The organism is Methanocaldococcus lauensis (genome assembly GCF_902827225.1).
GTDB lineage: Archaea > AGJL01 > Methanococci > Methanococcales > Methanocaldococcaceae > Methanocaldococcus > Methanocaldococcus lauensis.
In genome coordinates, this window is record NZ_LR792632.1 from 538469 (window position 1) to 562209 (window position 23741).

At 35.3% G+C, this 23741-nt stretch carries 24 protein-coding genes, 1 tRNA gene, 3 rRNA genes and 1 other RNA gene; 15 read left to right on the plus strand and 14 right to left on the minus strand.

What is annotated here, in order from left to right; translation table 11 throughout:
- Positions 1-66: 66 nt before the first annotated feature.
- The 5 genes from KMP69_RS03060 to KMP69_RS03080 all read left to right on the plus strand — a co-directional run bounded on the left by KMP69_RS03060 (position 67) and on the right by KMP69_RS03080 (position 3374).
- Positions 67-405, plus strand: coding sequence for a hypothetical protein (locus KMP69_RS03060; RefSeq protein ID WP_214400479.1), 339 nt, complete (start codon positions 67-69; stop codon positions 403-405).
- The gene (locus KMP69_RS03065; RefSeq protein WP_214400480.1) at positions 402-1826 is read left to right on the plus strand and encodes a hypothetical protein; all 1425 of its coding nucleotides are present in this window, start codon (positions 402-404) and stop codon (positions 1824-1826) included. The genes KMP69_RS03060 and KMP69_RS03065 overlap by 4 nt, the downstream gene beginning before the upstream one ends.
- A gap of 4 nt (positions 1827-1830) precedes the next feature.
- The gene (locus KMP69_RS03070) at positions 1831-2289 is read left to right on the plus strand and encodes a hypothetical protein (protein WP_250543625.1); all 459 of its coding nucleotides are present in this window, start codon (positions 1831-1833) and stop codon (positions 2287-2289) included.
- Between the two features lie 102 nt (positions 2290-2391).
- Positions 2392-2841 carry a hypothetical protein gene (locus tag KMP69_RS03075; protein WP_250543626.1) on the plus strand — a complete coding sequence of 150 codons (450 nt, stop codon included), beginning with the start codon at positions 2392-2394 and terminating at the stop codon, positions 2839-2841.
- Positions 2842-2843: 2 nt separating this feature from the next.
- Positions 2844-3374: a hypothetical protein gene (locus KMP69_RS03080; RefSeq protein WP_214400481.1), complete on the plus strand. Its 531-nt coding sequence runs from the start codon at positions 2844-2846 to the stop codon at positions 3372-3374.
- On the opposite strand, the gene KMP69_RS03085 is transcribed toward KMP69_RS03080, so the two are convergent.
- The 3 genes from KMP69_RS03085 to KMP69_RS03095 all read right to left on the minus strand — a co-directional run bounded on the left by KMP69_RS03085 (position 3351) and on the right by KMP69_RS03095 (position 4012).
- Positions 3351-3506: a hypothetical protein gene (locus KMP69_RS03085; RefSeq protein WP_250543627.1), complete on the minus strand. Its 156-nt coding sequence runs from the start codon at positions 3504-3506 to the stop codon at positions 3351-3353. The genes KMP69_RS03080 and KMP69_RS03085 overlap by 24 nt on opposite strands.
- 113 nt (positions 3507-3619) lie before the next feature.
- Positions 3620-3793, minus strand: coding sequence for a hypothetical protein (locus KMP69_RS03090; protein WP_214400483.1), 174 nt, complete (start codon positions 3791-3793; stop codon positions 3620-3622).
- Between the two features lie 48 nt (positions 3794-3841).
- Complete coding sequence (locus tag KMP69_RS03095; RefSeq protein ID WP_214400484.1) at positions 3842-4012, minus strand: hypothetical protein; 171 nt, start codon at positions 4010-4012, stop codon at positions 3842-3844.
- Between the two features lie 274 nt (positions 4013-4286).
- Between KMP69_RS03095 and KMP69_RS03100 the strand changes: the two genes are divergently transcribed.
- The 5 genes from KMP69_RS03100 (at position 4287) to rnpB (ending at position 9439) form a co-directional block, all read left to right on the plus strand.
- A 16S ribosomal RNA gene (locus KMP69_RS03100) occupies positions 4287-5743 on the plus strand.
- Positions 5744-5813: 70 nt separating this feature from the next.
- Positions 5814-5886, plus strand: a tRNA-Ala gene (locus KMP69_RS03105).
- A 97-nt stretch (positions 5887-5983) separates the two neighbouring features.
- Positions 5984-8938 (plus strand): 23S ribosomal RNA (locus tag KMP69_RS03110).
- 69 nt (positions 8939-9007) lie between these two features.
- Positions 9008-9122 (plus strand): 5S ribosomal RNA (rrf, locus tag KMP69_RS03115).
- Together the 16S, 23S and 5S rRNA genes with 1 tRNA gene alongside form the textbook arrangement of a ribosomal RNA operon.
- A 61-nt stretch (positions 9123-9183) precedes the next feature.
- Positions 9184-9439: RNase P RNA component (gene rnpB, locus KMP69_RS03120), an RNA gene on the plus strand.
- 12 nt (positions 9440-9451) lie between these two features.
- Here rnpB and KMP69_RS03125 read toward each other — a convergent pair.
- Positions 9452-9988: a hypothetical protein gene (locus KMP69_RS03125; RefSeq protein WP_214400485.1), complete on the minus strand. Its 537-nt coding sequence runs from the start codon at positions 9986-9988 to the stop codon at positions 9452-9454.
- 82 nt (positions 9989-10070) lie between these two features.
- Here KMP69_RS03125 and KMP69_RS03130 point away from each other — a divergent pair, with 82 nt between their 5' ends.
- Genes KMP69_RS03130 through KMP69_RS03150 form a run of 5 tightly spaced genes read left to right on the plus strand, consistent with a single transcriptional unit; the run spans position 10071 to position 15108 of the window.
- Positions 10071-10757, plus strand: coding sequence for a fibrillarin-like rRNA/tRNA 2'-O-methyltransferase (locus tag KMP69_RS03130; RefSeq protein ID WP_214400486.1), 687 nt, complete (start codon positions 10071-10073; stop codon positions 10755-10757).
- A gap of 47 nt (positions 10758-10804) precedes the next feature.
- On the plus strand, positions 10805-11386 hold the full coding sequence (hisB, locus tag KMP69_RS03135; protein ID WP_214400487.1) for an imidazoleglycerol-phosphate dehydratase HisB: 582 nt from the start codon (positions 10805-10807) through the stop codon (positions 11384-11386).
- Positions 11387-11406: 20 nt separating this feature from the next.
- Positions 11407-11766, plus strand: a complete 360-nt coding sequence (locus KMP69_RS03140; protein ID WP_214400488.1) for a molybdenum cofactor biosynthesis protein MoaE — start codon at positions 11407-11409, stop codon at positions 11764-11766.
- Positions 11767-11810: 44 nt separating this feature from the next.
- On the plus strand, positions 11811-14081 hold the full coding sequence (gene hypF, locus KMP69_RS03145) for a carbamoyltransferase HypF (RefSeq protein ID WP_214400489.1): 2271 nt from the start codon (positions 11811-11813) through the stop codon (positions 14079-14081).
- Positions 14082-14103: 22 nt separating this feature from the next.
- Positions 14104-15108, plus strand: a complete 1005-nt coding sequence (locus KMP69_RS03150; RefSeq protein ID WP_214400490.1) for a sn-glycerol-1-phosphate dehydrogenase — start codon at positions 14104-14106, stop codon at positions 15106-15108.
- A 308-nt stretch (positions 15109-15416) separates the two neighbouring features.
- Here the strand turns inward: KMP69_RS03150 and cobS are convergent, their stop codons facing one another.
- From cobS to KMP69_RS03200, 10 genes are all read right to left on the minus strand, one after another.
- Positions 15417-16172 carry an adenosylcobinamide-GDP ribazoletransferase gene (gene cobS, locus KMP69_RS03155; RefSeq protein WP_214400491.1) on the minus strand — a complete coding sequence of 252 codons (756 nt, stop codon included), beginning with the start codon at positions 16170-16172 and terminating at the stop codon, positions 15417-15419.
- Between the two features lie 24 nt (positions 16173-16196).
- Positions 16197-16895 (minus strand): TIGR02253 family HAD-type hydrolase, encoded by a 699-nt coding sequence (locus KMP69_RS03160; RefSeq protein ID WP_214400492.1) that lies wholly within the window; start codon positions 16893-16895, stop codon positions 16197-16199.
- 3 nt (positions 16896-16898) lie between these two features.
- The gene (locus KMP69_RS03165) at positions 16899-17201 is read right to left on the minus strand and encodes an energy-converting hydrogenase B subunit P (protein WP_214400493.1); all 303 of its coding nucleotides are present in this window, start codon (positions 17199-17201) and stop codon (positions 16899-16901) included.
- A gap of 208 nt (positions 17202-17409) precedes the next feature.
- Positions 17410-17622, minus strand: a complete 213-nt coding sequence (locus KMP69_RS03170; RefSeq protein ID WP_214400494.1) for an RNA chaperone Hfq — start codon at positions 17620-17622, stop codon at positions 17410-17412.
- Between the two features lie 112 nt (positions 17623-17734).
- Positions 17735-18475 (minus strand): hypothetical protein, encoded by a 741-nt coding sequence (locus KMP69_RS03175; protein WP_214400495.1) that lies wholly within the window; start codon positions 18473-18475, stop codon positions 17735-17737.
- A 1-nt stretch (position 18476) separates the two neighbouring features.
- A complete protein-coding gene (locus KMP69_RS03180) occupies positions 18477-18965 on the minus strand; it encodes an RNA-binding protein (RefSeq protein ID WP_214400496.1) in 489 nt (162 codons plus the stop codon).
- 14 nt (positions 18966-18979) lie between these two features.
- On the minus strand, positions 18980-20059 hold the full coding sequence (gene cofH / locus KMP69_RS03185) for a 5-amino-6-(D-ribitylamino)uracil--L-tyrosine 4-hydroxyphenyl transferase CofH (protein ID WP_214400497.1): 1080 nt from the start codon (positions 20057-20059) through the stop codon (positions 18980-18982).
- Between the two features lie 20 nt (positions 20060-20079).
- Positions 20080-20460: a phosphoribosyl-AMP cyclohydrolase gene (hisI, locus tag KMP69_RS03190; protein ID WP_214400498.1), complete on the minus strand. Its 381-nt coding sequence runs from the start codon at positions 20458-20460 to the stop codon at positions 20080-20082.
- A 15-nt stretch (positions 20461-20475) separates the two neighbouring features.
- A complete protein-coding gene (locus tag KMP69_RS03195; protein ID WP_214400499.1) occupies positions 20476-21981 on the minus strand; it encodes an ATP-binding protein in 1506 nt (501 codons plus the stop codon).
- Between the two features lie 38 nt (positions 21982-22019).
- Entirely contained in the window at positions 22020-23741 is a 1722-nt protein-coding gene (locus KMP69_RS03200; protein ID WP_250543628.1) for a tetratricopeptide repeat protein, read from the minus strand.

The window sequence follows — 23741 nt, forward strand, 5'->3', positions numbered from 1 at the left end:
AGGAAACCAACCCAAGTCAAAAATCCTATCTCCTTATTATAATAATTTTATTGCTGGTGTTGTGTTATGGGCTTTATAAACGCAATAATAAGTGATGCGAGCAACATTAGCTATATAACGGATGTCATAACTGCATCGGGAAAAAAAGTGCATAACATAAACAACCAATTTAAAATATTAGGGGTAGTTTTTTCAGGTTTTCAATCTGAAAATCCTGTTGTTGTTAGTGTAAAACCAGATGATTATGATTTTTTAAATTTATACGTGTTTAAAGGAGTATCAGGAGCTACAAATTTAAAAAGTCCAACATTCAATCAAAAGATAATAGTTGAAACTGCTGGGACAGTAGAAGCACCAATTTACTATACAATAATATATGAATTGGTGGATAGGGACCAGTTATGAAAACATTTACTATAACCAATGTAGGTGATGAAATTATAGATAATACCGATTCAGATTTAGATTTTGATTATGACTATCTTTTTGATTTCGATAATCTTCCTGATATTATTGATTATTATTTAGACGATATTTATGACATTCCAAATCCAGAAGATTTCCCTGATTTACCAAACTTTAATGTTTATACAGGTTATCTCTATTTTAACTTAACAATTGAAACATTTGGATATGGATTATGGAGAGGTTCAACTCTTTGTACAGTTCCTAATTATATTATGGTATTCCCAGCTGCTTGGAAAATGAATAATGGTTTAACATATTGGGGAACTGATATTCAGCCAAACTTTGCAAATGTTACAAATAGTTGGATTGGTTTTTTTGGTTCTACAAATCGAGATTTATTAGCTGAATGGGGGTATTATGATGCACAATACATTCATATACTAAGAGATTGTGCGTTGGAATGGATGAACATGATGAAAAAATTTGGGGATGAATGGGCAGAACATTTATTTGATGACCCAAAAACCCTAAATGTTGCAAGGATGATAGAATACGCAAGGAAATTATTAAACACTTTATCTAATATGTCAGCAAAAGATATGCTTAATTTACTAAAACAAAAAATAGGAGAGGCATATGACTACATAAAAAATCATAAAAAAACTTTAATTGGTTTAGCAATAGCATACGCAGTTGAGGAAACATCTGGGTATATATTAGGTTTATTAGGATTACCTGAAGCGTTAATTTTTGTTGCTGTATTAATAATAGCTTCTACATTTCCAGGAGAAAAACTTGTAGATAGATGGGATGAATGGAAAAAGAAACATGGAGATAGTTTGTATAGTATGGCACAGTTTGTTGCACATTATGTTAATCCATGGAATAAAGAAAATCTCTGGAGAGATTGGTGGGATAATGTCATAAGTGGTATATCTTCATTAGTAGATTGGTTAAAGAATGCTTTGGGATTAAATCCAGATAATATGTCTTGGGAGGATTTGTATAACGAATTGTCAAAGTATGCATATAATTCCATAGTATGTGAGGATGTAAATGAAATAGCATTTATGGTTAGGGACTGCTCTTATAGAGTGACATCATACGATGGTTGGTTATTTCCTAAATACCATATTTATAGTGCCTATAATTTTAAAGACCCAAAATATGAATTAAGACGGTTAATTCCTATTAATGGTGGGGAGGATTATTTACTTTTACCATTAGATTTTGATGTTGATAAACTGTTTAACCAGCCATTTACTGATTTAATAGTTTTAAAAACTTGGGAAAATGATTCCAATCTATTAACTGAGGTTATCTTAAATAATGATAATGTTACGCTCTATATTTGTTCGACATTTCCATCCTATATCCAGATGCAACTATATGGTATCCCAAAAATCAAACTGGGTTGAAATAATGAAAAAATACTATTTCCATATCGAACTATGTAATTACTACATGATGAGATTTAAAAAGAGGGAAAATTTCTACTATCATCTTAAAAATTTTATAAAAGAGGATGTTAGAGAGTTTAACACAAAACCACCAAAAAACATAGATGCAATATGCAATTACGGTTGGAAAGTTTATTCTTCTTTAAGTGAGGATGAAAAAAGGAATTTCATTTATGCATTATTTACAATGTCTCATAAAATTCTTGAAGCTTTCCGAAATATGCGTCTTGTTGAAGTTAAAAAAATACTAACTACTGTCAAAGTTAATGAGGAGATTTTCAAAAATAATTACTTAGTATTTGATAGTGATAATTTTAGATTTCTTATTTATGACCGTGATGACAAACAAATAGGGGATATTTCATCAAAAGATGAAGTTTTAGAATTGTGCAAATACTTTAGAATTCCTATAAATGCGTGAGATTATGAACATAAATAAGGCAGTGTTTTGGGGGATATTGGTTATAGTATTCACAATTGCTCTATCTTATGCTACTAACAAGTTAATGGAAGTGGTGAAAGAATGAAAAAGAGAAAAAAGATGCCATTAGCTTTTCAGAAGTATAATTTAAAAAGATTGTTAAAAAAATATGGGATTGATGAGGATTTAATTGACTTGGATGCTCTAATTGACCCAAATCTAACATACCAAGAAAATAAGGAAATAGTAATGGAACATATTAAAAAATTAAAAAATAATATCGATGATGACATTTTAAACGAAGATAAATACAAAAAAGAATACATTGACCATTTAATAAACATTGCCAGAGATATACACGAATCAAGAGATGAAAAAGCTAAAGAACGTGATGAAAAACTTAAAGCAAAAAATGTTATTGACTTAGAAAATTCGAAAAATCCTGATAAAGATTTTGGAAAATGGATTAAAAATCCTGGAAGATTTGATATTCTTGGCATTGACTTTATACCTGATTTTTCCAAACCTTTGAAGAAAGTATTGAGGGGGTAATATTGGTTATTAAGGTTGCAATTGATACAAATGTTTTAGGATATTTAGGAGAGACTGAAACGACTTTGAAAAAATCTATAAAATCAACTAAAAAACTAAACGAAGAAATAAATAAGATGGAATGTGCATGTGCATTTGCAAAATTAATATGTAGCAATACTCGAATCAAAGGTATTATTCCATTAATGGTGGCTTATGAATTTAGACATGCACCACAATATGTAAAAAAAAGAGTTTTTGAAAAATGGGCTGATTGTTTTCATTGGTCTAATAATATCACAATATACAAAAGAACAAAAAGTTTAAAACTGCCTCCAACTTTGAGCCACTTAAAACAATCTGACCTAAAAATAGTATATGAATCATCAAAATTAGGTTGTCAATATTTAATTACATTTAACAGAACTGATTTAAGAAAAGAAAAAAATAAAAAATTGATAAAGTCAGAATTCAAAAAGAAATTAAAAATCACTCCGCCAGAGATATTATCCCCTGATGAATTTTTAAACTTACTGTATATCCCCAAACACTAAATTTATTACTCCACCTACTTTTTTTGCTTCTGTTCCAAATTTTACCATCTCATCGCAAAATTCTTCATGACTCATTTTATTTAACTTATCTTCTACTTTTCTAATCCATGCTGGAAGCTCGTCATAATCCATATATTTTGTTCTTCTTATCCTATTCTGTTTTTTAAGTAACATAGCTCTAATGACTTTTTTATATTTCATAATTCCACCTTATATTAAAGTAGAGACTAAATAGTTTGATGTTTTTAAATTCCAAGAGCCTCTCTTAATCCTCCTTTTTTTAATTTTTTAAGAGTAGTTTCAAATAATTCATCTAACTCCTCATCACTTAATTTTTCAATTTCATTTTTTGCTTTAATAAGCCATGCAGGTTTTTTATATTTCTCTTTTTTAGATTTTTTAATAGTTTTTTTTGGCATAGTTTCACCAGTATATTAGTTCAGTATAATTTTGTATGTAATTTATATTTATTCTTTTCCAACCATTATTGAGATTTTTATATTTTTTACTTTGCAATATACTTTTAACATATCATTAATTAATTCATCGTATGAACTATATCCTTTTGTTGTGCATAATATTTTGAGCATATCTCTTGTTTTTTTATTTATTTTGATGTCTTTTAATTCTTTTTTCATAATATCACCAAAAACAGCGTTATTTCAGTCTCTGCTGTGGATCCCCTGACCCGGGTTCAATTCCCGGTCCCGGCCCTTATTTTTTATTTTCTCTAATTGTTTTGAACCTAAAAACGATACATATGACGATGTTAGGGTATTAGGTGCGATAGGAGATGCGTCCCCGATCTGGGAGGGTCGGGGCTGAGGCAAGCCCACGACTGGGGTGGTGAAACCCCACAGCAACCAGCCGCAAGAAAGGTTTATCCTTTCTTGCGACCGTACTCCTAACTTAATTCCGGTTGATCCTGCCGGAGGCCACTGCTATCGGGGTCCGACTAAGCCATGCGAGTCATGGGGCTCCCTTCGGGGAGCACCGGCGCACGGCTCAGTAACACGTGGCTAACCTACCCTCGGGTGGGGGATAACCTCGGGAAACTGAGGCTAATCCCCCATAGGGGAGGAGGTCTGGAATGATCCCTCCCCGAAGGCCTTGCGGCCGCCCGAGGATGGGGCTGCGGCGGATTAGGTAGTTGGTGGGGTAACGGCCCACCAAGCCTACGATCCGTACGGGCCCTGAGAGGAGCCGGAGATGGACACTGAGACACGGGTCCAGGCCCTACGGGGCGCAGCAGGCGCGAAACCTCCGCAATGCGCGAAAGCGCGACGGGGACCTCGAGTGCCCACGCTCCGCGTGGGCTTTTCCGGAGTGTAAACAGCCCGGGAATAAGGGCTGGGCAAGACCGGTGCCAGCAGCCGCGGTAATACCGGCGGCCCGAGTGGTGGCCACTGTTATTGGGTTTCAAAGCGTCCGTAGCCGGCCCGGTAAGTCTCTGCTTAAATCCTGCGGCTCAACCGCAGGGCTGGCAGAGATACTGCCGGGCTTGGGACCGGGAGAGGCCGGGGGTACCCCAGGGGTAGCGGTGAAATGCGTTGATCCCTGGGGACCACCTGTGGCGAAGGCGCCCGGCTGGAACGGGTCCGACGGTGAGGGACGAAGGCCGGGGAGCAAACCGGATTAGATACCCGGGTAGTCCCGGCTGTAAACTCTGCGGACTGGGTGTCGCGTCGGCTTCGGGCCGGCGCGGTGCCGAAGGGAAGCCGTTAAGTCCGCCGCCTGGGGAGTACGGTCGCAAGACTGAAACTTAAAGGAATTGGCGGGGAGCACTACAACGGGTGGAGCCTGCGGTTTAATTGGATTCAACGCCGGGCATCTTACCAGGGGCGACGGCAGGATGAAGCCAGGTTGACGACCTTGCCAGACGCGCCGAGAGGTGGTGCATGGCCGTCGTCAGCTCGTACCGTGAGGCGTCCTGTTAAGTCAGGTAACGAGCGAGACCCGTGCCCCATGTTGCTATCCCTCCTCCGGGAGGGGGCACTCATGGGGGACCGCCGGCGAAAGCCGGAGGAAGGTGCGGGCAACGACAGGTCCGCATGCCCCGAATCCCTGGGCTACACGCGGGCTACAATGGCCGGGACAATGGGATGCGACCCCGAAAGGGGAGCAAATCCCTAAACCCGGTCGTAGTCCGGATCGAGGGCTGTAACTCGCCCTCGTGAAGCCGGAATCCGTAGTAATCGCGCCTCACCATGGCGCGGTGAATGCGTCCCTGCTCCTTGCACACACCGCCCGTCACGCCACCCGAGTTGGGCAAGTGAGCCCTGTCCGAAAGGGCAGGGTCGAACTGGGTCCAGCGAGGGCGAAGTCGTAACAAGGTAGCCGTAGGGGAACCTGCGGCTGGATCACCTCCTGAGAAATCATCTCGCTGGTTGCTGTGGGGCGCTAAATCCCCAGTCGTGGGCTTGCCTCATAAGAATAAGTGGGCCCGTAAGCCAGCTGGGAGAGCGCCGGCCTTGCAAGCCGGAGGCCGTGGGTTCAAATCCCACCGGGTCCACTTTTTATGTGCAGCCTGCAACCTTAAAAGGTTGTAGGTGAAGGATCCGAAAACATGAGTATGCATAGGCTCCCACATCCTGGTGAAATCCGAATACTCCGCCGGGCCGTAAGCCCACCTGGTGGATGGCTCGGCTCGGGGCGCCGAAGAAGGGCGTGGCAGCTCGCGATAAGCCCGGGAGGCGCAAGCAGCCGTGGAACCCAGGATCCCCGAATGGGACTTCCTGCCCCATTTGGGGCGCTCCCGTTAGGAGCGGGAACGCGGGGAAAAGAAACATCCGAGTACCCGCAGGAAAAGAAACCAACAGGGATGCCGGGAGTAGGGGCGACCGAAACCGGCACAGGGCAAACCGAATCCCTGCCCGTAAGGACGGGGAGATGTGGAGTTGCAGGGTCCCCAGTATAGACCCATACTGGGAAGCCGAAGTCCCCTGGAATGGGGCGCCATAGGGTGAAAGCCCCGTAGGCGTAACCAGTATGGGTCTTGGGGTGTCCCTGAGTACCGCGCGTTGGATATCGCGCGGGAAGCTCGGGAGACATTAGGCTTCCAACCCTAAATACGTCCCGAGACCGATAGCGAACTAGTACCGTGAGGGAAAGCTGAAAGCACCCCTTGCGGGGGGTGAAAAGAGCCTGAAACCAGGTGGGCACGGAATGGCACGGCCGAAAGGTAACCACCCCGAAGGAAACTCCCGTGAGGGAGGAGTACGAGGGGTGGCATGCGAGTCGTGCCGTCCGTTTCGAAAACGGGCCGGGAGTGTACGGGTGTGGCGAGCCTAAGGGGATCAACCCCGAAGGCGTAGGGAAACCAACAAGCCCGCAGCCCTTATGGGCGAGGGCGGGGTCTTAAGGGCCTGGAGTCACACCCGTACGACCCGAAACCGGGCGATCGAGGCCGGGGCAGGGTGAAGCCCTCATCAGAGGGGTGGAGGCTCGCAGGGGTGTTACCGTGCAAAGTGCTCCTATGACCCCGGTCAGGGGTGAAAAGCCAATCGAGCCCGGAGATGGCTGGTTCCCCCGAAATAACCCGCAGGTTAGCCGGGGGTTAGGTAGATGGCGGGGTAGAGCCACGGATAGGGTGTTTAGGGGCGAGAGCCCTCGGCACCCTGTCCAACTCCGAACCCGTCATCGCCGTAGCCCTGAGTGAGGGCATACGGGTAAGCCGTATGTCCGAGAGAACAACCCGGACCCGGGTTAAGGCCCCTAAGTGCCGGCTAAGTGTAAATGAGAAGGGAGTCCCTACTAAGACAGCGGGGAGGTTGGCTTAGAAGCAGCCATCCTTTAAAGAGTGCGTAACAGCTCACCCGTCGAGGTCAGGGGCCCCGAAGATAACGGGGGCTAAGCCGGCCGCCGAGACCCGGGGCGCCGAAAGGCGATCCGGTAGGGGGCGTCCTGCGGGGGTAGAAGCTCGGCCGTGAGGTCGAGTGGACCCCGTGGGAACGAGAATCCCGGCAGTAGTAACAGCAAAGTGGGGTGAGAATCCCCACCGCCGAAGGGCAAGGTTTTCACAGCAACGGTCGTCAGCTGTGAGTTAGCCGGTCCTAACCCCGGGGTAATTCCCTTGGGGAAAGGGAAGCGGGTTAATATTCCCGCGCCACCGGGGTACGTGCGGCAACGCAAGGCCAGCTCCTGACGCTTCGGGTAGGCCGACCACCCCTGTCGGGGTGGCCAAGCGCATAAGCCCGGGGAGTGCCGTAATGGCGAGAACCGGGCGAAAGCGTGATGGGCCCTCCGTTAGGAGGGTTCGGCTGAGCCCTGGAGCCCGTGAAAAGGGAGCTGGCAAGGATCCCCGGTGACCGTACCCAGAACCGACACAGGTGCCCCTAGGCGAATATCCTAAGGCGTGTCGGGGAATCCAGCCAGGGAAGTCGGCAAATTGGCCCCGTAACTTCGGGAGAAGGGTGCCTGCGGTCTTCTCTAAATGAGGGGACCGCAGGTCGCAGTGACCAGGGGGTCCGACTGTTTAATAAAAACACAGGTCTTGGCTGCCCGTAAGGGTGAGTACCAAGGCCGACGCCTGCCCAGTGCCGGTACGTGAAACCCGGGTACAACCGGGCGAAGCGCCGGTAAACGGCGGGGGTAACTATAACCCTCTTAAGGTAGCGAAATTCCTTGTCGGGTAAGTTCCGACCTGCATGAATGGCGTAACGAGACCCCCACTGTCCCGGCCGGAACCCGGTGAACCTACCATTCCGGTGCAAAGGCCGGAGACCCCAGCGGGAAGCGAAGACCCGTGGAGCTTACTGCAGCCTGTCGTTGGGGCATGGCCGTGGGTGCACAGCGTAGGTGGGAGCCGTCGAAGCCACCCCTCCGGGGGTGGTGGAGGCGACCATGGGACACCACCCACCCATGGTATGTCCCTAACCCCGTGAAGGGGACACCGGCAGGTGGGCAGTTTGGCTGGGCGGCACCCCCTGAAAAGGCATCAGGGGGCCCAAAGGTCGGCTCAGGCGGGTCAGAACTCCGCCGTGGAGTGCAAGGGCAAAAGCCGGCCTGACTTGGTCGGTAACAGAGGCCGACCAAGAGGCGAAAGCCGGGCCAGCGAACCCCTGTGCCTCACCGATGGGGGTCAGGGATAACAGAAAGCCACCCGGGGATAACAGAGTTGTCGCGGGCAAGAGCCCATATCGACCCCGCGGCTTGCTACATCGATGTCGGTTCTTCCCATCCTGGGTTGCAGCAGGGCCAAGGGTGGGGCTGTTCGCCCATTAAAGGGGATCGTGAGCTGGGTTTAGACCGTCGTGAGACAGGTTGGTTGCTATCTGCTGGGGGTGTTGGCCGCCTGAGGGAAGGTGGCTCTAGTACGAGAGGAACGAGCCGCCGGCGCCTCTGGTTTACCGGTTGTCCGACAGGGCATTGCCGGGCAGCTACGCGCCAAGGGATAAGGGCTGAAGGCATCTAAGCCCGAAACCCTCCCCGAAAATAGGCGGCCAGTCCCTTTGGGGACGAGGGCACCCGTAGAAGACGGGGTAGATAGGCCGGGGGTGTAAGCGCCGAGGGCTCTGCCCGAGGCGTTCAGCCCGCCGGTACTAAGAGCCCGAGGGCTCGGCGGGGTATTCGGACACTAAATGGATGTGGGGGTCTATGCATGGCCTAAAAAAGGCACTATTTATTGAGGGAGGTACGGCGGTCATAGCGGGGGGGATACACCCGAACCCATACCGAACTCGGAAGTTAAGCCCCCCAGCGATGCCCCGAGTACTGCCATCTGGCGGGAAAGGGGCGACGCCGCCGGCCTCTTTTTATTATACTACTATTTATTGATTAATTTAAATTTTTATGTATTATATATAGATAGGTAAGGGAGCTGGTGACTATCCCCTCTTTATGAGGGGAGGAAGTTCCGCCCACCCCGTATATGGGCAGATGCCCCCGAGAGGGGGCGGGAGATGCAACAGAAACGACACGGCTCCGGAAGAGATGACGATGATAGTGAAAGTTGAGGACTTCCGGAGAACCGGTGAAACGGGCATCTCCCCTGCCCGGGGTGCAAGCCGAAAGGCGCTTAGCCGAATGTCACCGAAATTACAGAAGGCGGGCTATAGCTCCCATACCTATCTTACATTTTATTTTTTAGGTAGAAAATTTTTTATAATATCTTCAACATCTTTATTTAAATAAATATTTTTTGATGTTGATAGTTTTTGAATAAACTTTGGTTTTAACTTTCTTTTTAAAATAATAAAGTTATCTTTTTTAGAATAGCCCTCAAATTCACCCCATTTTACGAATACATTTTTGAAACCTATTCCCTTTTTGCAGATATAAACATCTATTTCTATATTTAGATTTTTCCAAAAAATCACTAACGATAAGATTATTAAAATTTCAGAGACTATTTCTACAATTAATTTATAAATGTCCATATTTGAATTATACATAAAAATATTTAATAAAACTACAAATAATATTAAGATTCCTATCAAAATTGGGAAAAATTTTTTATCATACTTTGCTTTATCTCCATAAATTAGATAGAGATAATTCATTTTTATATTTTTAATTACATCATTATAGGTTTTATCTTTTGAATACTTTGTTATTCTATAAATTACTAAACTATCTATAAGAATCATAAAACTAAATAATAATAAGAAATCCATACTTTCCCTCATTTTAACAAATAACTTAATATATTAAATAATAGATTATTTTAATGATATAATTTTTACTGTGGTGAATAAAATGGACATTAAGATAAAAGAAATCTTTGAAAATGTTTATGAAATTGATTTGGAAGATGGTGTAAAAAGAATTGGAACAAAATCTATTGTTAAAGGAAAAAAAGTTTATGATGAAAAAATTGTAAAAGTTGATGATGAAGAGTATAGAATTTGGAATCCTCATAAGAGTAAGTTAGGTGCGGCGATAATTAAAGGTTTAAAAGTCATGCCTATTAAGAGGAATTCAAAGGTTTTATACTTAGGGGCATCTGCTGGAACAACTCCTTCTCATGTCTCTGACATTGCAGATAGAGGAATAATTTACGCTGTTGAGTATGCTCCAAGAATTATGAGAGAATTTTTAGATTCATGTAAAGATAGAATAAACTTAATTCCAATTTTAGGAGATGCAAATAAGCCACAGGAGTATTCAAATATCGTTGAGAAAGTTGATGTCATCTATGAGGATGTTGCTCAACCAAACCAAGCAGAGATTTTAATAAAAAACGCCAAATGGTTTTTAAAGAAGGGAGGATATGGAATGATAGCAATAAAAGCCAGAAGTATAGATGTTACAAAAGACCCTAAGGAAATATTTAAAGAACAAAAAGAAATTTTAGAAAGTAATGGATTTAAAATAGTCGATGAAGTAGATATAGAGCCATTTGAAAAAGATCACATAATGTTTGTAGGTAAGTGGTTAGGATAAAACTTAATTATTTTTAACATCAATTTTTTAAATTATGTGGTGAAAGTATGAGAGTTTTTGAAGTTATGAGAGAGACAAAGGAGACAAATGTATATTTGAAAATAAACATTGATGGTGTAGGAAAATACAAAATAGACACTGGAATTCCTTTTTTTGACCATCTACTTTCCTCATTTGCAAAACATGGATGTTTTGACTTAATTGTTAAGGCAAGAGGTGATTTAGACATTGATGACCATCACACAGTTGAGGATGTTGGAATTTGCTTAGGTTTGGCTTTAAATCAAATTGAAAAGAAAAATATTTTCAGATTCGGATGGGCAATAATTCCTATGGATGATGCAAGAGCGATGGTTTCTATTGATTTAAGTGGTAGAAGTTATTGCGTGGGAAGTTACAAACCAGAAAGAGAAAAAATTGGAGATTTATCATTAGAGAATATAAATCACTTCTTTGAGTCAGTTGCAAGTTATGGAATGCTAAATATACACTATGAAGTTATTGGAAAAAATGAGCATCACAAAGTTGAAGCATTATTTAAAGCGTTTGGTGTTGCTTTAGATTTAGCCACAAAGTTTGATGAGAGAAAAGGGATAATAAGTACTAAAGGAGAGATTAAACTGCCATAATATAAATTTTGGTGTTATAAATGATTACTAACTACTTTGAAGAATTTAATAATATGGTTGAAGAATATATTGAAAAGTATAAAGGAAAATTTGGATGTATTGTATCATTTAATGGATTTGTTAGAGAATATGATGTAATAGATGGTAAAAAAATTCCATCAAAAGGTATGAAGATAGATAATAATATTTTTGAAAAATTAGAAGTTATAGTAAATGAGGCAAAAAATAAGTTTGATGTTATAGACATTGTGTTATATCACAATACTGGATTTTTAAATATTGGAGATAGAGTTATGTCAATAGCTGTTTTTGCAAGGCATAGAGATGAAGGTTTTAAAGCCTTGGAATATATTATAAAGGAAGCAAAAAAATATCACTAAATTATTTCTGTTTTAAATTATTTTTATTTTATGCGGTGTTTATTATGAAAATAAAAATTAAAGTTAAAGGTATAGTTCAGGGTGTAGGTTTTAGACCTTTTGTTTATAGAATTGCTAAAAAAAATAATCTAAAAGGCTATGTAAAAAACATGGGTAACTATGTAGAAATATATTTAGATGGTAAAAAAGAGGATATTGATAACTTTATTAAAGATTTAAAAAATAAAAAGCCCCCATTATCAAGAATTGATTCATTGGAAATTATAGAGTGTAATGATATTATAAATTTTAATGATTTTTACATTATTGAAAGTGAAAACTCTAATTTTGAGGAAGAAGGAACTATCCCTGCTGATGTATCAATATGTGAAGAATGTTTAAAGGAACTGTTTGATAAAAATGATAGAAGATACAGATATCCATTCATTGCCTGCACAAATTGTGGGCCAAGATTTACTATTGTTGAAAAACTACCTTATGATAGAGAAAATACTTCAATGAGAGATTTTCCTCTATGTGAAGGATGTTTAAAAGAATATAAAAATCCATTAGATAGAAGATTTCACGCTCAAGCTACCTGTTGTCCAATTTGTGGGCCAAAAGTTTTTTTGAGTGATGGTAAAAATATTATAGCTGAAAAAGATGATGCTATTAAAGAGGCAGTAAAGTTATTGGAAGAAGGAAATATATTGGCTATAAAAGGAATTGGAGGAACTCATCTATGCTGTAAAGTTAGCGAAGATGAACCAGTTCTAAATTTAAGAAAAAGGTTGAATAGACCAACTCAACCATTTGCTGTTATGAGTAAAATAGAATACATAAATTTATTTGCTGAGGTTGATGAGACTGAGAAAGAAGTTTTATTATCTCCAAGTAGACCTATAGTGGTTTTAAGAAAAAATCAGAATTATGATAAATATTTTTCAGAGTATGTTTCTAACTTAGATACAATTGGTGTTATGCTTCCATATAGTGGATTGCATTATCTTTTATTTGACAAAGAAATTGCTTATGTTATGACCTCTGCCAATCTGCCCGGATTACCAATGGTTAAAGATAATGATGAAATTTTAGAGAAACTTGATGGCATTGCTGATTATTTTTTATTACACAATAGAAGGATAGTTAATAGATGTGACGACAGTGTTATCAAAAAAGTAGCTAATAGATTTGTCTTTTTAAGAAGGTCAAGAGGATATGCTCCTGAACCTATAGAGGTTAATGTAAATAATGATAAAAATATTCTATGCGTTGGACCTGAGTTAAATTCAACTGCCTGCATAGTTAAAAGAAATAAGTTTTATTTAACTCAATATATAGGAAACACTTCTAAATATGAAACATTTTGCTATTTAAAAGATGCAATAGACAACATTTTAAAATTAACTAACACAAAGAAAATTGATGTTATTGTATGTGATTTACATCCTCAGTATAACTCTACAAAATTGGCTGAAGAATTATCTGAAAAATTTGGAGTTGAAATTTTTAGAGTTCAACATCACTTTGCACACGCATATAGTTTATTAGGAGATAACAACTATTTTGATGATGCCGTTATCTTATCTTTGGATGGAGTAGGATATGGATTAGATGGAAATATCTGGGGAGGAGAAATATTACTATTTAAAGATGGTAAATTAAAAAGAGTTGGGCATTTGGAAGAGCAATATCAGTTGGGAGGAGACTTAGCAACAAAGTATCCATTGAGAATGCTCTTATCAATATTGTATAAGGCAATAGGAGATGAAGCATTTAATTTTATAAAGAGATATAATTTCTTTTCAGAAAAAGAACTAAATATTTTAAAATTTCAACTTGAGAAAAAAATAAACTGCCCTTTAACAACATCCACTGGAAGAGTTTTAGATGCAGTTTCTTCATTGTTAGGAGTTTGTTTTGTTAAAACATATGATGGAGAACCAAGTATAAGATTAGAGCCCATTGCTAATAAATTTAAAGGTAATATTGAGGTAGAGCCAAAAATAAAAAATAATATACTTAATACAACAGAACTAATCTATAACGCCTATGAGATGTTTATATATGGAGATTCTTTAAGTAAAATAGCACACTACGCCCATATCTATATAGCTGATGGTTTGTTCAATATAGTAAAAAAAATAGCAGATAAGTATGGAATAGAAACAATAGGAATTACTGGAGGAGTTTCATATAATAAAATAATAACTGAGAGAATATTAAATAATGCTAATAAAGAAAATCTCAACTTCATATATCACAAAAGAGTTCCTAATGGAGATGGAGGAATTAGTTTTGGGCAAGGTATCGGATATATAATAAATGAGCCATAGATATTCAAAAACGAGGGAAACGATGATAATTACAACGCCAAGATTTACAATTATTGAGGATGGAGCAATTAATAAACTAAAAGATGTTTTAAAAAAACTTAACTTAAAAAATCCTTTAGTAATTACTGGAAAACATACGAAAAAATACTGTAAATTTCCATATGACATTGAATACTACGATAAAATTTTATCACAAACAATAAAAAAACAAGATTATATTCAATATGACTGCATAGTAGGAGTTGGTGGAGGGAGGGCAATAGATACTGGGAAATATTTAGCATACAAATTAGGAGTACCCTTTATCAGTGTGCCAACAACTGCCTCAAATGATGGAATAGCCTCTCCTATAGTATCTATAAAAAAGCCGTCATTTATGGTAGAAGCTCCAATTGCTATTATTGCCGACACTGAAATAATAAAAAAATCTCCAAAAAGATTATTAAGTGCTGGTATGGGGGATATAGTTTCAAATATTACTGCAGTTTTAGATTGGAAATTAGCGTATAAAGAAAAGGGAGAAAGATATAGTGAAAGTTCTGCTATATTTTCAAAAACCATTGCAAAAGAACTAATTAACTATGTTCTAAATTCTGATTTGTCAGAGTATACAAATAAACTTGTAAAGGCCTTAGTTGGTAGTGGGATAGCTATTGCTATAGCAAACTCTTCTCGTCCAGCGTCTGGTAGTGAGCATCTCTTTTCACATGCATTAGATATGTTGAAGGAAAAATATAATTTAAATGTAAATTCATTGCATGGAGAGCAGTGTGGTGTAGGAACAATTATGATGAGTTATTTACACGAAAAAGAGAATAAAAAATTATCTGGTTTATCTACAAAAATAAAAGAATCCCTAAAGAAAGTTAATGCTCCCACTACATCTAAAGAGTTGGGCTTTGATGAAGATATTATTATTGAGGCGTTAACTATAGCTCACAAGATTAGAAATAGATGGACTATATTAAGAGATGGATTAAATAGAGAAGAGGCAAAAAAATTGGCTGAAGAAACAGGAGTTATATAATAATATTATAACGCATTAGATAATAAAATTATAACAATCTCAATAACTACTATTTGAAAAATCAAACATTAACTTAACTTTATTTATTACTTTATTTATTAATAGATATAGACAATCGATTTCTAATATTATTCCAATAACAATCCCAAGAGCCATTATTTATTAATTATCTGATGAGGAGGCATAGCCTTCGAGGTTATTATAAATGCTGTTATTATAAATGCTTATAAATTCCTTTTATGGGGCTGTCTCTGTTCAGCCCGAAGTCCAATGAGCCTATGGCAGAGAGAATGGTATTCTCGATGAAACTATGGGTTGGAAACAGCCTTAATTGATGCTATTATTATTAGTAATACAACAACCCTTGTTATTTCATTTGAAGCTCCTAATACATCTCCATTTACTCCTCCAAAATGCTTTTTAGCTATTTTAGCCATACACAAGCCAGTAATTATAGAAACTAATATAGCAATTATAACAACTTTTCTATGAATTCCATCAAATAGAAGTATTAAAGGTAAGGATAAAATAATTCCAACTGTTAAAAATTTTTCATCACTTTTTTTTACAAAGTATCTTCCAGTTCCTTCAATTAAAGGATTTCCAAAAGTTGAACAACTGAGCATTCCCAATTTTGCACAAACCTCTCCAACAAGTAAATACAATATATTAATTTCTAAAATGTAAGATATAGAAAATATAGCCATCAAATTGATAAATATTGCAAAAACTACTCCTCCACATCCAATATATCTATCTTTCATAGCCATTAACTTCTTTTTTTTATCTCCAACAGCCATATATCCGTCTCCAAAATCAATTAAACCATCCATGTGATGAAAACCATTTAAATATTCTATAAAAAACAAAATTAAAATAGCTGTTAAAAGATTAGGTAGGAAAAAACTAAAAATGTAACCAACAAACAAACTAAAAATTCCAAATATGTATCCAATTAAAACTATAAAGTAAAAATAACTCGCAACTTTCTCAAAATCAAAATCTTCCACATAAATAGGAAACCTTGTAAAAAATGACAACAATGCCTTAAACTCCTTAAACATTGTTATCCCCAAAATTTTAAAATTCTAATTCTTTTTAACATCTTTAACTTTTAATTTTTTAACAATATCTACAAGTTCTTGAAGTGAGTTTATTCTATAATCGCTATGTTCATCTTTCATATCTTTATATTTACCTTTTAATATCCTAACTGTTATCATTCCTAACTCTTTTGCTGGTTTTATATCTTTATCAACTCTGTCTCCAACATATATTGTTTCTTCAGGCTTTAAACCCATCCTATTTAAACCATATTTAAAAAACTCTAAGTGAGGTTTTCCTAAGCCAAACTCTTCTGATGTAATAACATCATCAAAAAACATATGAATTCCTAATCTAATAAGTTTTTCCCACTGCTTTATAGTTAGTCCATCAGTTATAACCCCCAACTTTAAACCCATAGATTTAAGCTCTATCAAGGTTTTTATAGTATGTGGATAAGGTCTTAATAATGCCACTTTAACATTGTGGTAAGTTATTATTCCAGTAGTTATTATTTTTGGGTCATATCTTCCTAATATTGACTTAACTAAATCGTCAAAGTGCTTTCCATAGTTTGAACCCTTATCTTCAATAATTTTGTTTAGTATATTCATAGCCTCATCAAAACTTACATTTAAACCAGCATCTATCATTGATTTAACTGCCTCCCTTCTTGCAATTTCTACAAATTCTGAAGAATTATATAGAGTATCATCTAAATCAAATAATATACCTTTTATCATAATTTATTCCCTTTTTGTATTTTTATTTGAATTTTTTACTTTCTCTTTAACTAATTTGAATAATCCAACAAAATCATCATTTTCTGTAACAGGAACTACAATTAATCCTAACTTTCTATGCCTTTCAATCCAATCTTCATCGTAAGCGGGAACTTCTATTTTTATAGGTTCATCGGTAGGATTTCCTACTATAACATTTCTATATGGAAATGGCTTTATATCTTCGTCATCATAAGGAAATGTAGTTTCTCTAATATATCCTCCCAAAGCCATTGTCATTTTTGGAAGTAAAACCATTTTTGGCATTATTATCCCCTATTATTTATTTTACTTAAATATTTTACTTAAATTATAATCTATAATTATAAAGTTGTAGCAGGATATAACATTAAGACAATTAAAATTTATCATTAAATGAATATAAAATAACCTTACTAAAATAGTTTTCGTGTTTTGATTTTATATAATCTAAAATAATAAAGAAGTAAAAAATAAAATAGTGAAAAGTAGGAATTTAGTATTCTATGTAGTCAATTGCGTGCTTAAATATTAATAAGTTTCTGTCTCCTACTTTTACAATAATCTCATAGTTCGAAATACCTGTAACATTTGCATCTAAAACTTCCCCGTTTCTCAAGAATATCTTGACTTTTTTCCCTCTTAATTTTCTTGCATATTCAAAGTTTGGAATTATTTTATTTGCTTTCTTTTTTGCAGGTTTATTCATTGCCGCCACCTTTTTAATTAATTAAATTAATTAACCCATAATAATTTTCAAACACCTATATATACTTTTTTAAATAGTAAATAGTAGATAATAAATATATAAATATGAATATTTAATTCTTTTCTGTTACAATTACTGAACCTTCGTTAAAAGGATTTGACCTTAAATATATTGAGTATAGATATGGATAATTATCTTTTAAATGTTTCACATAATTTAGCCACTGTATCACTAAAAATTTATAAACTCTAATAATATCATTTTTTAAGTGGTTTAAATCACTTTTTGGTAAGTTGTTTAAATCCTCTCTTTTATGCAATTCATCTGCTAAATGAAAAACTGCTAATAACAATTCTGAAAACTCATCATGTTCTAACAATAGAGGATTTTCCATTAATCTTAAAAGGAACTCTTTATTTTTATCTAATAGATTTTTTAGTTCGTATAAGTTGATTTTTTCAATGTCTATTTCGTATTTATAATTTTTTAAGAGTTTTTTCATTTTTTCATACCATTTGTTATCCCATTCATTTGTTATTTTTAAAAAACTTTTTATATTTCCTTTATCTGCTTTTAAGATAATTTTTAATAAATCTTCGCCAACAGTATTAAAAAATGCACCTATAAGCATATTAAGTTTTTTTAATTTTTTCATTTTGTCTCTATGCTCTAAAATTCTCTCAATAACTATTGTTACGAGTAATACTTCAATAGGCACAAAGGCTAAATGAAGTATAAAATAACTCAATAAATGTTCAATATCCCTAAATATTAAAAAATGCAAAAAATAAATTAACATAGATGTAATAATTAAAATAATTGATAGTATCAATATATACTTTTTATCATCCATTTTATCCCATAAATTTCCATATCTTATCTCCTACATAGTGAAGATTCTTAACAGCTCTTCCTTCCTTAGATTCTTTCATTGTTTTTCCATCCATTAGAGCAATACCTACACATATTGGCTTTTTGTGTTCTTCATCAACAACAAATACAAAATCTCCTTCTTTAATATTTTCATCAGAATCAACAATTCCTGGAGCCATTACATCTGCCCCTTTTATTAAAAATCTTATTGCCCCTTTATCAACTACAACTAAATTTTTGTTAGGTAGAAATTTTAACAACAACTTAATTGTAGGAATAATCTTATTATCTTTTTTAAAGGCGATTGGTTCTCTATCTACCAATATAATGTCAAAATTGTCTGTTATAACTACCTCCACTTTACTTTTTTTTGGAATAATATCATCCAAATTTTCAAAAAATTCATTTAACTCTTTTTTTAAGTTTTTTATATCCTTTTTACTTAAAAAATACCTCCTCTTTACATTCAATTCCATCACCTTAATTATTCCAATAATTTATAGAGTGTCGTTCTTTCTTTAGGAGTTAATCCAACCCTTTTAATCATATCTTTAATTTCCTCAACGCTCATATAAACTCCATGCTCTGCCCCAGCACTTCTTGATATATTCTCCTCAATAAGTGTTCCTCCTACATCGTTAGCCCCACATCTTAAAGATACTTGAACCATTTTTTTTCCTAATTTAACCCAAGATGCCTGAATATTTTTTATTAGTCCTCTAAAAACAATTCTACTAATAGCAAACATCTTTAAATCTTCAATTCCAGTAGCTCCTGCTCTTGCTCTTCCCTCTCTATAAATTGGAGCATTTTTATACATAAATGAAAGTGGAACAAATTCAGTAAAACCATTAGTCTCTTCCTGAATCTCTTTAATTATAAAAAGATGATTAACTATATGTCTATACTCTTCAATATGCCCATACATAATTGTAGAAGTCGTAGGAATTCCTAATTTATGAGCTTCCTTAATTATATATATCCATTCCCTTGTCTTTATTTTGTTAGGACACAGTTCTTCCCTAATCTCATCATCTAAAATCTCTGCCGCAGTTCCGGGCATTGAATTTAATCCACTTTCTTTTAATATTTTTAAAGCCTCTTTAATAGTTAATCCAGCATTTTCTGCTCCAAAATAAACCTCCATGGGAGAAAATGCGTGTATATGTATATCTCCATAAGGTTTTGTCGCCTCATGAACTGCCTTTAAAATCTCTGCCTGATAATAAGTATCTATCTTAGGATGTAAGCCACCTTGAATACAAACTTCAGTGCATCCAAATTTTTTTGCTTCAACAGATCTCTTAGCAATTTCATCTATGTCTAAAAAATAAGCATGTTTATCATTCTCATTGGCTCTAAAAGCACAAAATTTACAGTTACCAATGCAGATGTTTGTGAAATTTATATTCCTATTTACTACATAAGTCACTATATCTCCAACTTCCTCTTTTCTCAAAGAATCAGCAAATTTAAATAATTCAAAAATGTTTTCATTATCTTCAAATAATTCTAATGCCTCTTTTTTTGATATTTCTTTCTCTTTAAATTTTTCAAAGTCCATAGTTTCACTCATTGAGAGTATTATTTATAATAATCCTCAGAAATTGTTAATTTGCCATCTTTTAATTTGTAGTGAAAGCATGAATAGTAACCTTCGTGACATGCCACTCCTTTTTGTTCTACTATGAATAACAAAGCATCTCCGTCACAATCTCTATAAAATTCCTTTAATTTTTGAACATTTCCACTTTCCTCACCTTTTTTCCATAATTTTTTTCTACTCGTTGAGTAGTAGTGCATATAACCAGTTTTTAATGTCTCTTTTAATGCCTCCTCATTCATAAATGCAGTCATCAATACATTCTTATTTTCATCACATGTAATTGCAATAATTAACTTCTCTCCATCTATATTTCTAAACTTTAAATTTAAATTTTTAATTATTTTCTCAATATTTTCCATAATTATCCCCTCTACTTACCACTCATCACTTATATTCATCCACTCCCCAACTATATCTATATCCTTTCCTCCATATATACCATCAAATTTATCTATTTTAACAACTGATGGCAAATTTATTGCGGTTCCTACTATAAGTGCCTCACCAATACACAAAGATGCTAAATCTTTTGCTAAATCTTCCCCTAATTCTTCAGAAGCTCTCTGAATGTATTTTTGGTCTTCTGGCTCAATTATTCTTAAAATTATTTTAGTGTTTGTTTGTGATAAAATATTTGGATCTAATTCTTTAGGTCTTTGACTAATTAATCCCAACCCTACTCCAAACTTTCTACCCTCTTTTGCTATTTTTCCTAACCATAAACTTGATTCTGTTTTTTCATTGATTGGTATAAAAACGTGAGCTTCCTCTAAGATAATCAATACAGGTTTTTTAACAATTTTGTAGTGTTTATCTATAATTTCTAAATTAGATAAAGCTGTCATTCTAATTCTTTCATTTGGAATATTACGCTCTTTTAATGATTTTAAATAAAGGGTTCTCTTTGATAATATATGTTTAGCTATGTATCCTACAATTGTTCTCATTTGATGTATTTCCAATCCACTTAAATTAACAACATTTATTTTACCAATATCAAATTCTTCTATAATATCTCTATCTCCAATATACAATGAAAAATCTATCATAAATTTTCCGACGATGTTATATAAAGAAATAATATTAATAAAATCTTGCTCACCCACTTTTCTTCGTTCATATTTTCTCATTAATGGATTGTAATATTTTATATCCCAACCTACCTCTGCTGACTTACTCCACTCATACAATAAATTTTCTAACTTTTCAATAAATTCTAAACCCTCAATATTTGGAAAATCATTTTTTATTGTGTAGTAAGCATATTCGAGATAAATTCTTTTTTCAAAATCATTTTTATCTATTCCTATCAAATCAGAAAGTTCATCAGGAGATAACATTGAGGGATTCATTTTAGGAACAATCACTTTAACTTTTCCTTCTAAATCTTCGTGATATAAGGTAGTGTATTCTCCATGAGTATCAAAGATAATTATACTTGCATTCTTTTTTCCTAACTCTCTACATAAAACTGACACTGTATTAGATTTCCCTCCACCAGTAACTGATAAAATAGCGAAATGACGAGAAACAAGAGAATTTGTATCTAAATAAACCCTAACATTTTCCCTTGTTAATAAATGTCCAATACTAATTCCATTTTTAACATAAAAAATATTGTTTAAAATCGTATCTTCACAAAATTTTACATTTTCATCAGGTTTAATTGGATACCTATTCATAAGTATTTTATTATCGCTCAAAACTCCTATAACTTTTGCTTCACAAATATACTTTCCGTTTTCAGCAGTAACATTTTTTACAATACCTAAAACCTCTTTATTATCAGTATTTTTTGTAATTACATACTCCCATAATCTTACATTCTCTAAAGACTCAAATTTAAAATAATTTGTTGATGTTTTCCCAATAACCTTCATATCCCTCTCCTTTAAAATTTTAATTTTTATTAATTAATTTAAAAAATGAAACCAAATTTTGCCAATTCTCTCTTGCAAGTATTAATAATTTCATCATTTGGCTTATAATTTTCGGGAGATTCACAATACTTATACATTTCAACAGGCAATTTTTCTTTTAGATATTCAATAAGATTATTAATAGATTTTGACTTATCTTCATCATAAATTTCTTCAATTATATTTAAGTTTTCAATTAAAAAGAGATAAATGTATGCTAATATAGGATTGATATTAATATACTTATGGAGAGTGGCAAAGTGATATTGAACCTTATCTATTTTACAATAAATAACTGGAACATTTAACAGAGGAGAAAATATGTCTAAATTCGTTGGCTCTTTATTCATCAACTTTTTAATAATTTTATCAACTTCTTCCTTGTTATCTAATAATTTTTTTAGCTTCATAGCCATTGATATAGCCTCATCATATTTTCCTGCTTTTTCATAGACAACTATTATAGATTTTATTGCATCAATATCGTTAGGATTTATTTTCAATACATTCATAAAAGAGTCATAGGCTATTTTGTAATTTTTTAACTTGAAATAGATATATCCTCTAATTTTCCATAACTCAATATCGTCCAAGTTTTTGTTAATTAAGTTATCTAAGTATGATAAAGCTTCTTCATAATACTTTAAATTATTAGATGTCTCTGCCTTTCCAATTAGGGAGTAGAGTATTAACTTATCACAATCTCCTGAAACATCATAAGTCGTTATTTCTAAGAGTTTATCAAAATATTCTGCTGATTTTTCGAAATCCCCTTTTTTATAGTAGTAAATACTTAAACCAAAGTATGCATAAGGATTTGGATATATTTCTATGGATTTATTATAGGCATTTACAGATTCTGAACTATTGATTTTATTCAAAATGTCTCCATACTTAGCATAAAATATACTTCTTTCAAATAAGGATATTGACTTTTTTATATACTCAAGGGCTTTATGATATTCTTCAAAAATTTCAGATATAACACTTTTATAGTAATATGCAAAGTCATTAGATTCATCTATTGAAATAATTTTATTTAAGAATTTCAATGCGTTTATATAATTTCCAATTTCAATTAAATTAACTGCCTTAATAAGATCTTCATAAATGTTTTTATCTATAATTTCAAAAAGTTCGTCTATAAATTTCACTATTCTTTTACATTCGTGATTTGGCTCTTTTTCTAAGATCTTTTTAAAAGATTCGTATGCGTTATCAATATCTCCAAAGAGCAAATATAACTTTCCCGCATTGTACAATGCGTCAATTTTCTTTTCATTTAGTTTGTAAGATTTTAAATAATAATTTAAAGCATCTTCATATTTCTTAAGTTTTAAGGAAAGTTCTCCCAATAGTTCATACAAATCACTATTTTTAATTTTTCTTGAAGCTTCAATAAAACATTTATATGCTCCATCATAATCTTTAAGTTTATATAATATCATTCCTTTTAAATATATAAATTCTAAATTTTTAGGAGACAAAGAAATAGCTTTATTTATTGCATCAAGAGCCTTTTCATATTCTTCTAAATTAAAGTATGCATAGGCAAGATTAGCCCAATCTATTGCTCTCATATAATTTTCAGATATAGCCTTTAAGTAACATTCTACTGCCTTTTGGTAATTACTTTCATCTAAATATTTTTCAGCTTTTAATATCCATTTATCTAAATTGTCTTTAGAAATTAATTTACTTAGAAATTTTTTAAACACCAT

Bases quoted from the DNA above. Each gene is read 5' to 3' on its own strand.
- KMP69_RS03060 (WP_214400479.1), top strand. From the start codon at position 67: ATGGGCTTTATAAACGCAATAATAAGTGATGCGAGCAACATTAGCTAT.
- KMP69_RS03065 (WP_214400480.1), top strand. From the start codon at position 402: ATGAAAACATTTACTATAACCAATGTAGGTGATGAAATTATAGATAAT.
- KMP69_RS03070 (WP_250543625.1), top strand. From the start codon at position 1,831: ATGAAAAAATACTATTTCCATATCGAACTATGTAATTACTACATGATG.
- KMP69_RS03075 (WP_250543626.1), top strand. From the start codon at position 2,392: ATGAAAAAGAGAAAAAAGATGCCATTAGCTTTTCAGAAGTATAATTTA.
- KMP69_RS03085 (WP_250543627.1), bottom strand. From the start codon at position 3,506: ATGGATTATGACGAGCTTCCAGCATGGATTAGAAAAGTAGAAGATAAG.
- KMP69_RS03090 (WP_214400483.1), bottom strand. From the start codon at position 3,793: ATGCCAAAAAAAACTATTAAAAAATCTAAAAAAGAGAAATATAAAAAA.
- KMP69_RS03095 (WP_214400484.1), bottom strand. From the start codon at position 4,012: ATGAAAAAAGAATTAAAAGACATCAAAATAAATAAAAAAACAAGAGAT.
- KMP69_RS03125 (WP_214400485.1), bottom strand. From the start codon at position 9,988: ATGGATTTCTTATTATTATTTAGTTTTATGATTCTTATAGATAGTTTA.
- KMP69_RS03130 (WP_214400486.1), top strand. From the start codon at position 10,071: ATGGACATTAAGATAAAAGAAATCTTTGAAAATGTTTATGAAATTGAT.
- hisB (WP_214400487.1), top strand. From the start codon at position 10,805: ATGAGAGTTTTTGAAGTTATGAGAGAGACAAAGGAGACAAATGTATAT.
- KMP69_RS03140 (WP_214400488.1), top strand. From the start codon at position 11,407: ATGATTACTAACTACTTTGAAGAATTTAATAATATGGTTGAAGAATAT.
- hypF (WP_214400489.1), top strand. From the start codon at position 11,811: ATGAAAATAAAAATTAAAGTTAAAGGTATAGTTCAGGGTGTAGGTTTT.
- KMP69_RS03150 (WP_214400490.1), top strand. From the start codon at position 14,104: ATGATAATTACAACGCCAAGATTTACAATTATTGAGGATGGAGCAATT.
- cobS (WP_214400491.1), bottom strand. From the start codon at position 16,172: ATGTTTAAGGAGTTTAAGGCATTGTTGTCATTTTTTACAAGGTTTCCT.
- KMP69_RS03160 (WP_214400492.1), bottom strand. From the start codon at position 16,895: ATGATAAAAGGTATATTATTTGATTTAGATGATACTCTATATAATTCT.
- KMP69_RS03165 (WP_214400493.1), bottom strand. From the start codon at position 17,201: ATGCCAAAAATGGTTTTACTTCCAAAAATGACAATGGCTTTGGGAGGA.
- KMP69_RS03170 (WP_214400494.1), bottom strand. From the start codon at position 17,622: ATGAATAAACCTGCAAAAAAGAAAGCAAATAAAATAATTCCAAACTTT.
- KMP69_RS03175 (WP_214400495.1), bottom strand. From the start codon at position 18,475: ATGGATGATAAAAAGTATATATTGATACTATCAATTATTTTAATTATT.
- cofH (WP_214400497.1), bottom strand. From the start codon at position 20,059: ATGGACTTTGAAAAATTTAAAGAGAAAGAAATATCAAAAAAAGAGGCA.
- hisI (WP_214400498.1), bottom strand. From the start codon at position 20,460: ATGGAAAATATTGAGAAAATAATTAAAAATTTAAATTTAAAGTTTAGA.
- KMP69_RS03195 (WP_214400499.1), bottom strand. From the start codon at position 21,981: ATGAAGGTTATTGGGAAAACATCAACAAATTATTTTAAATTTGAGTCT.
- KMP69_RS03200 (WP_250543628.1), bottom strand. From the start codon at position 23,741: ATGGTGTTTAAAAAATTTCTAAGTAAATTAATTTCTAAAGACAATTTA.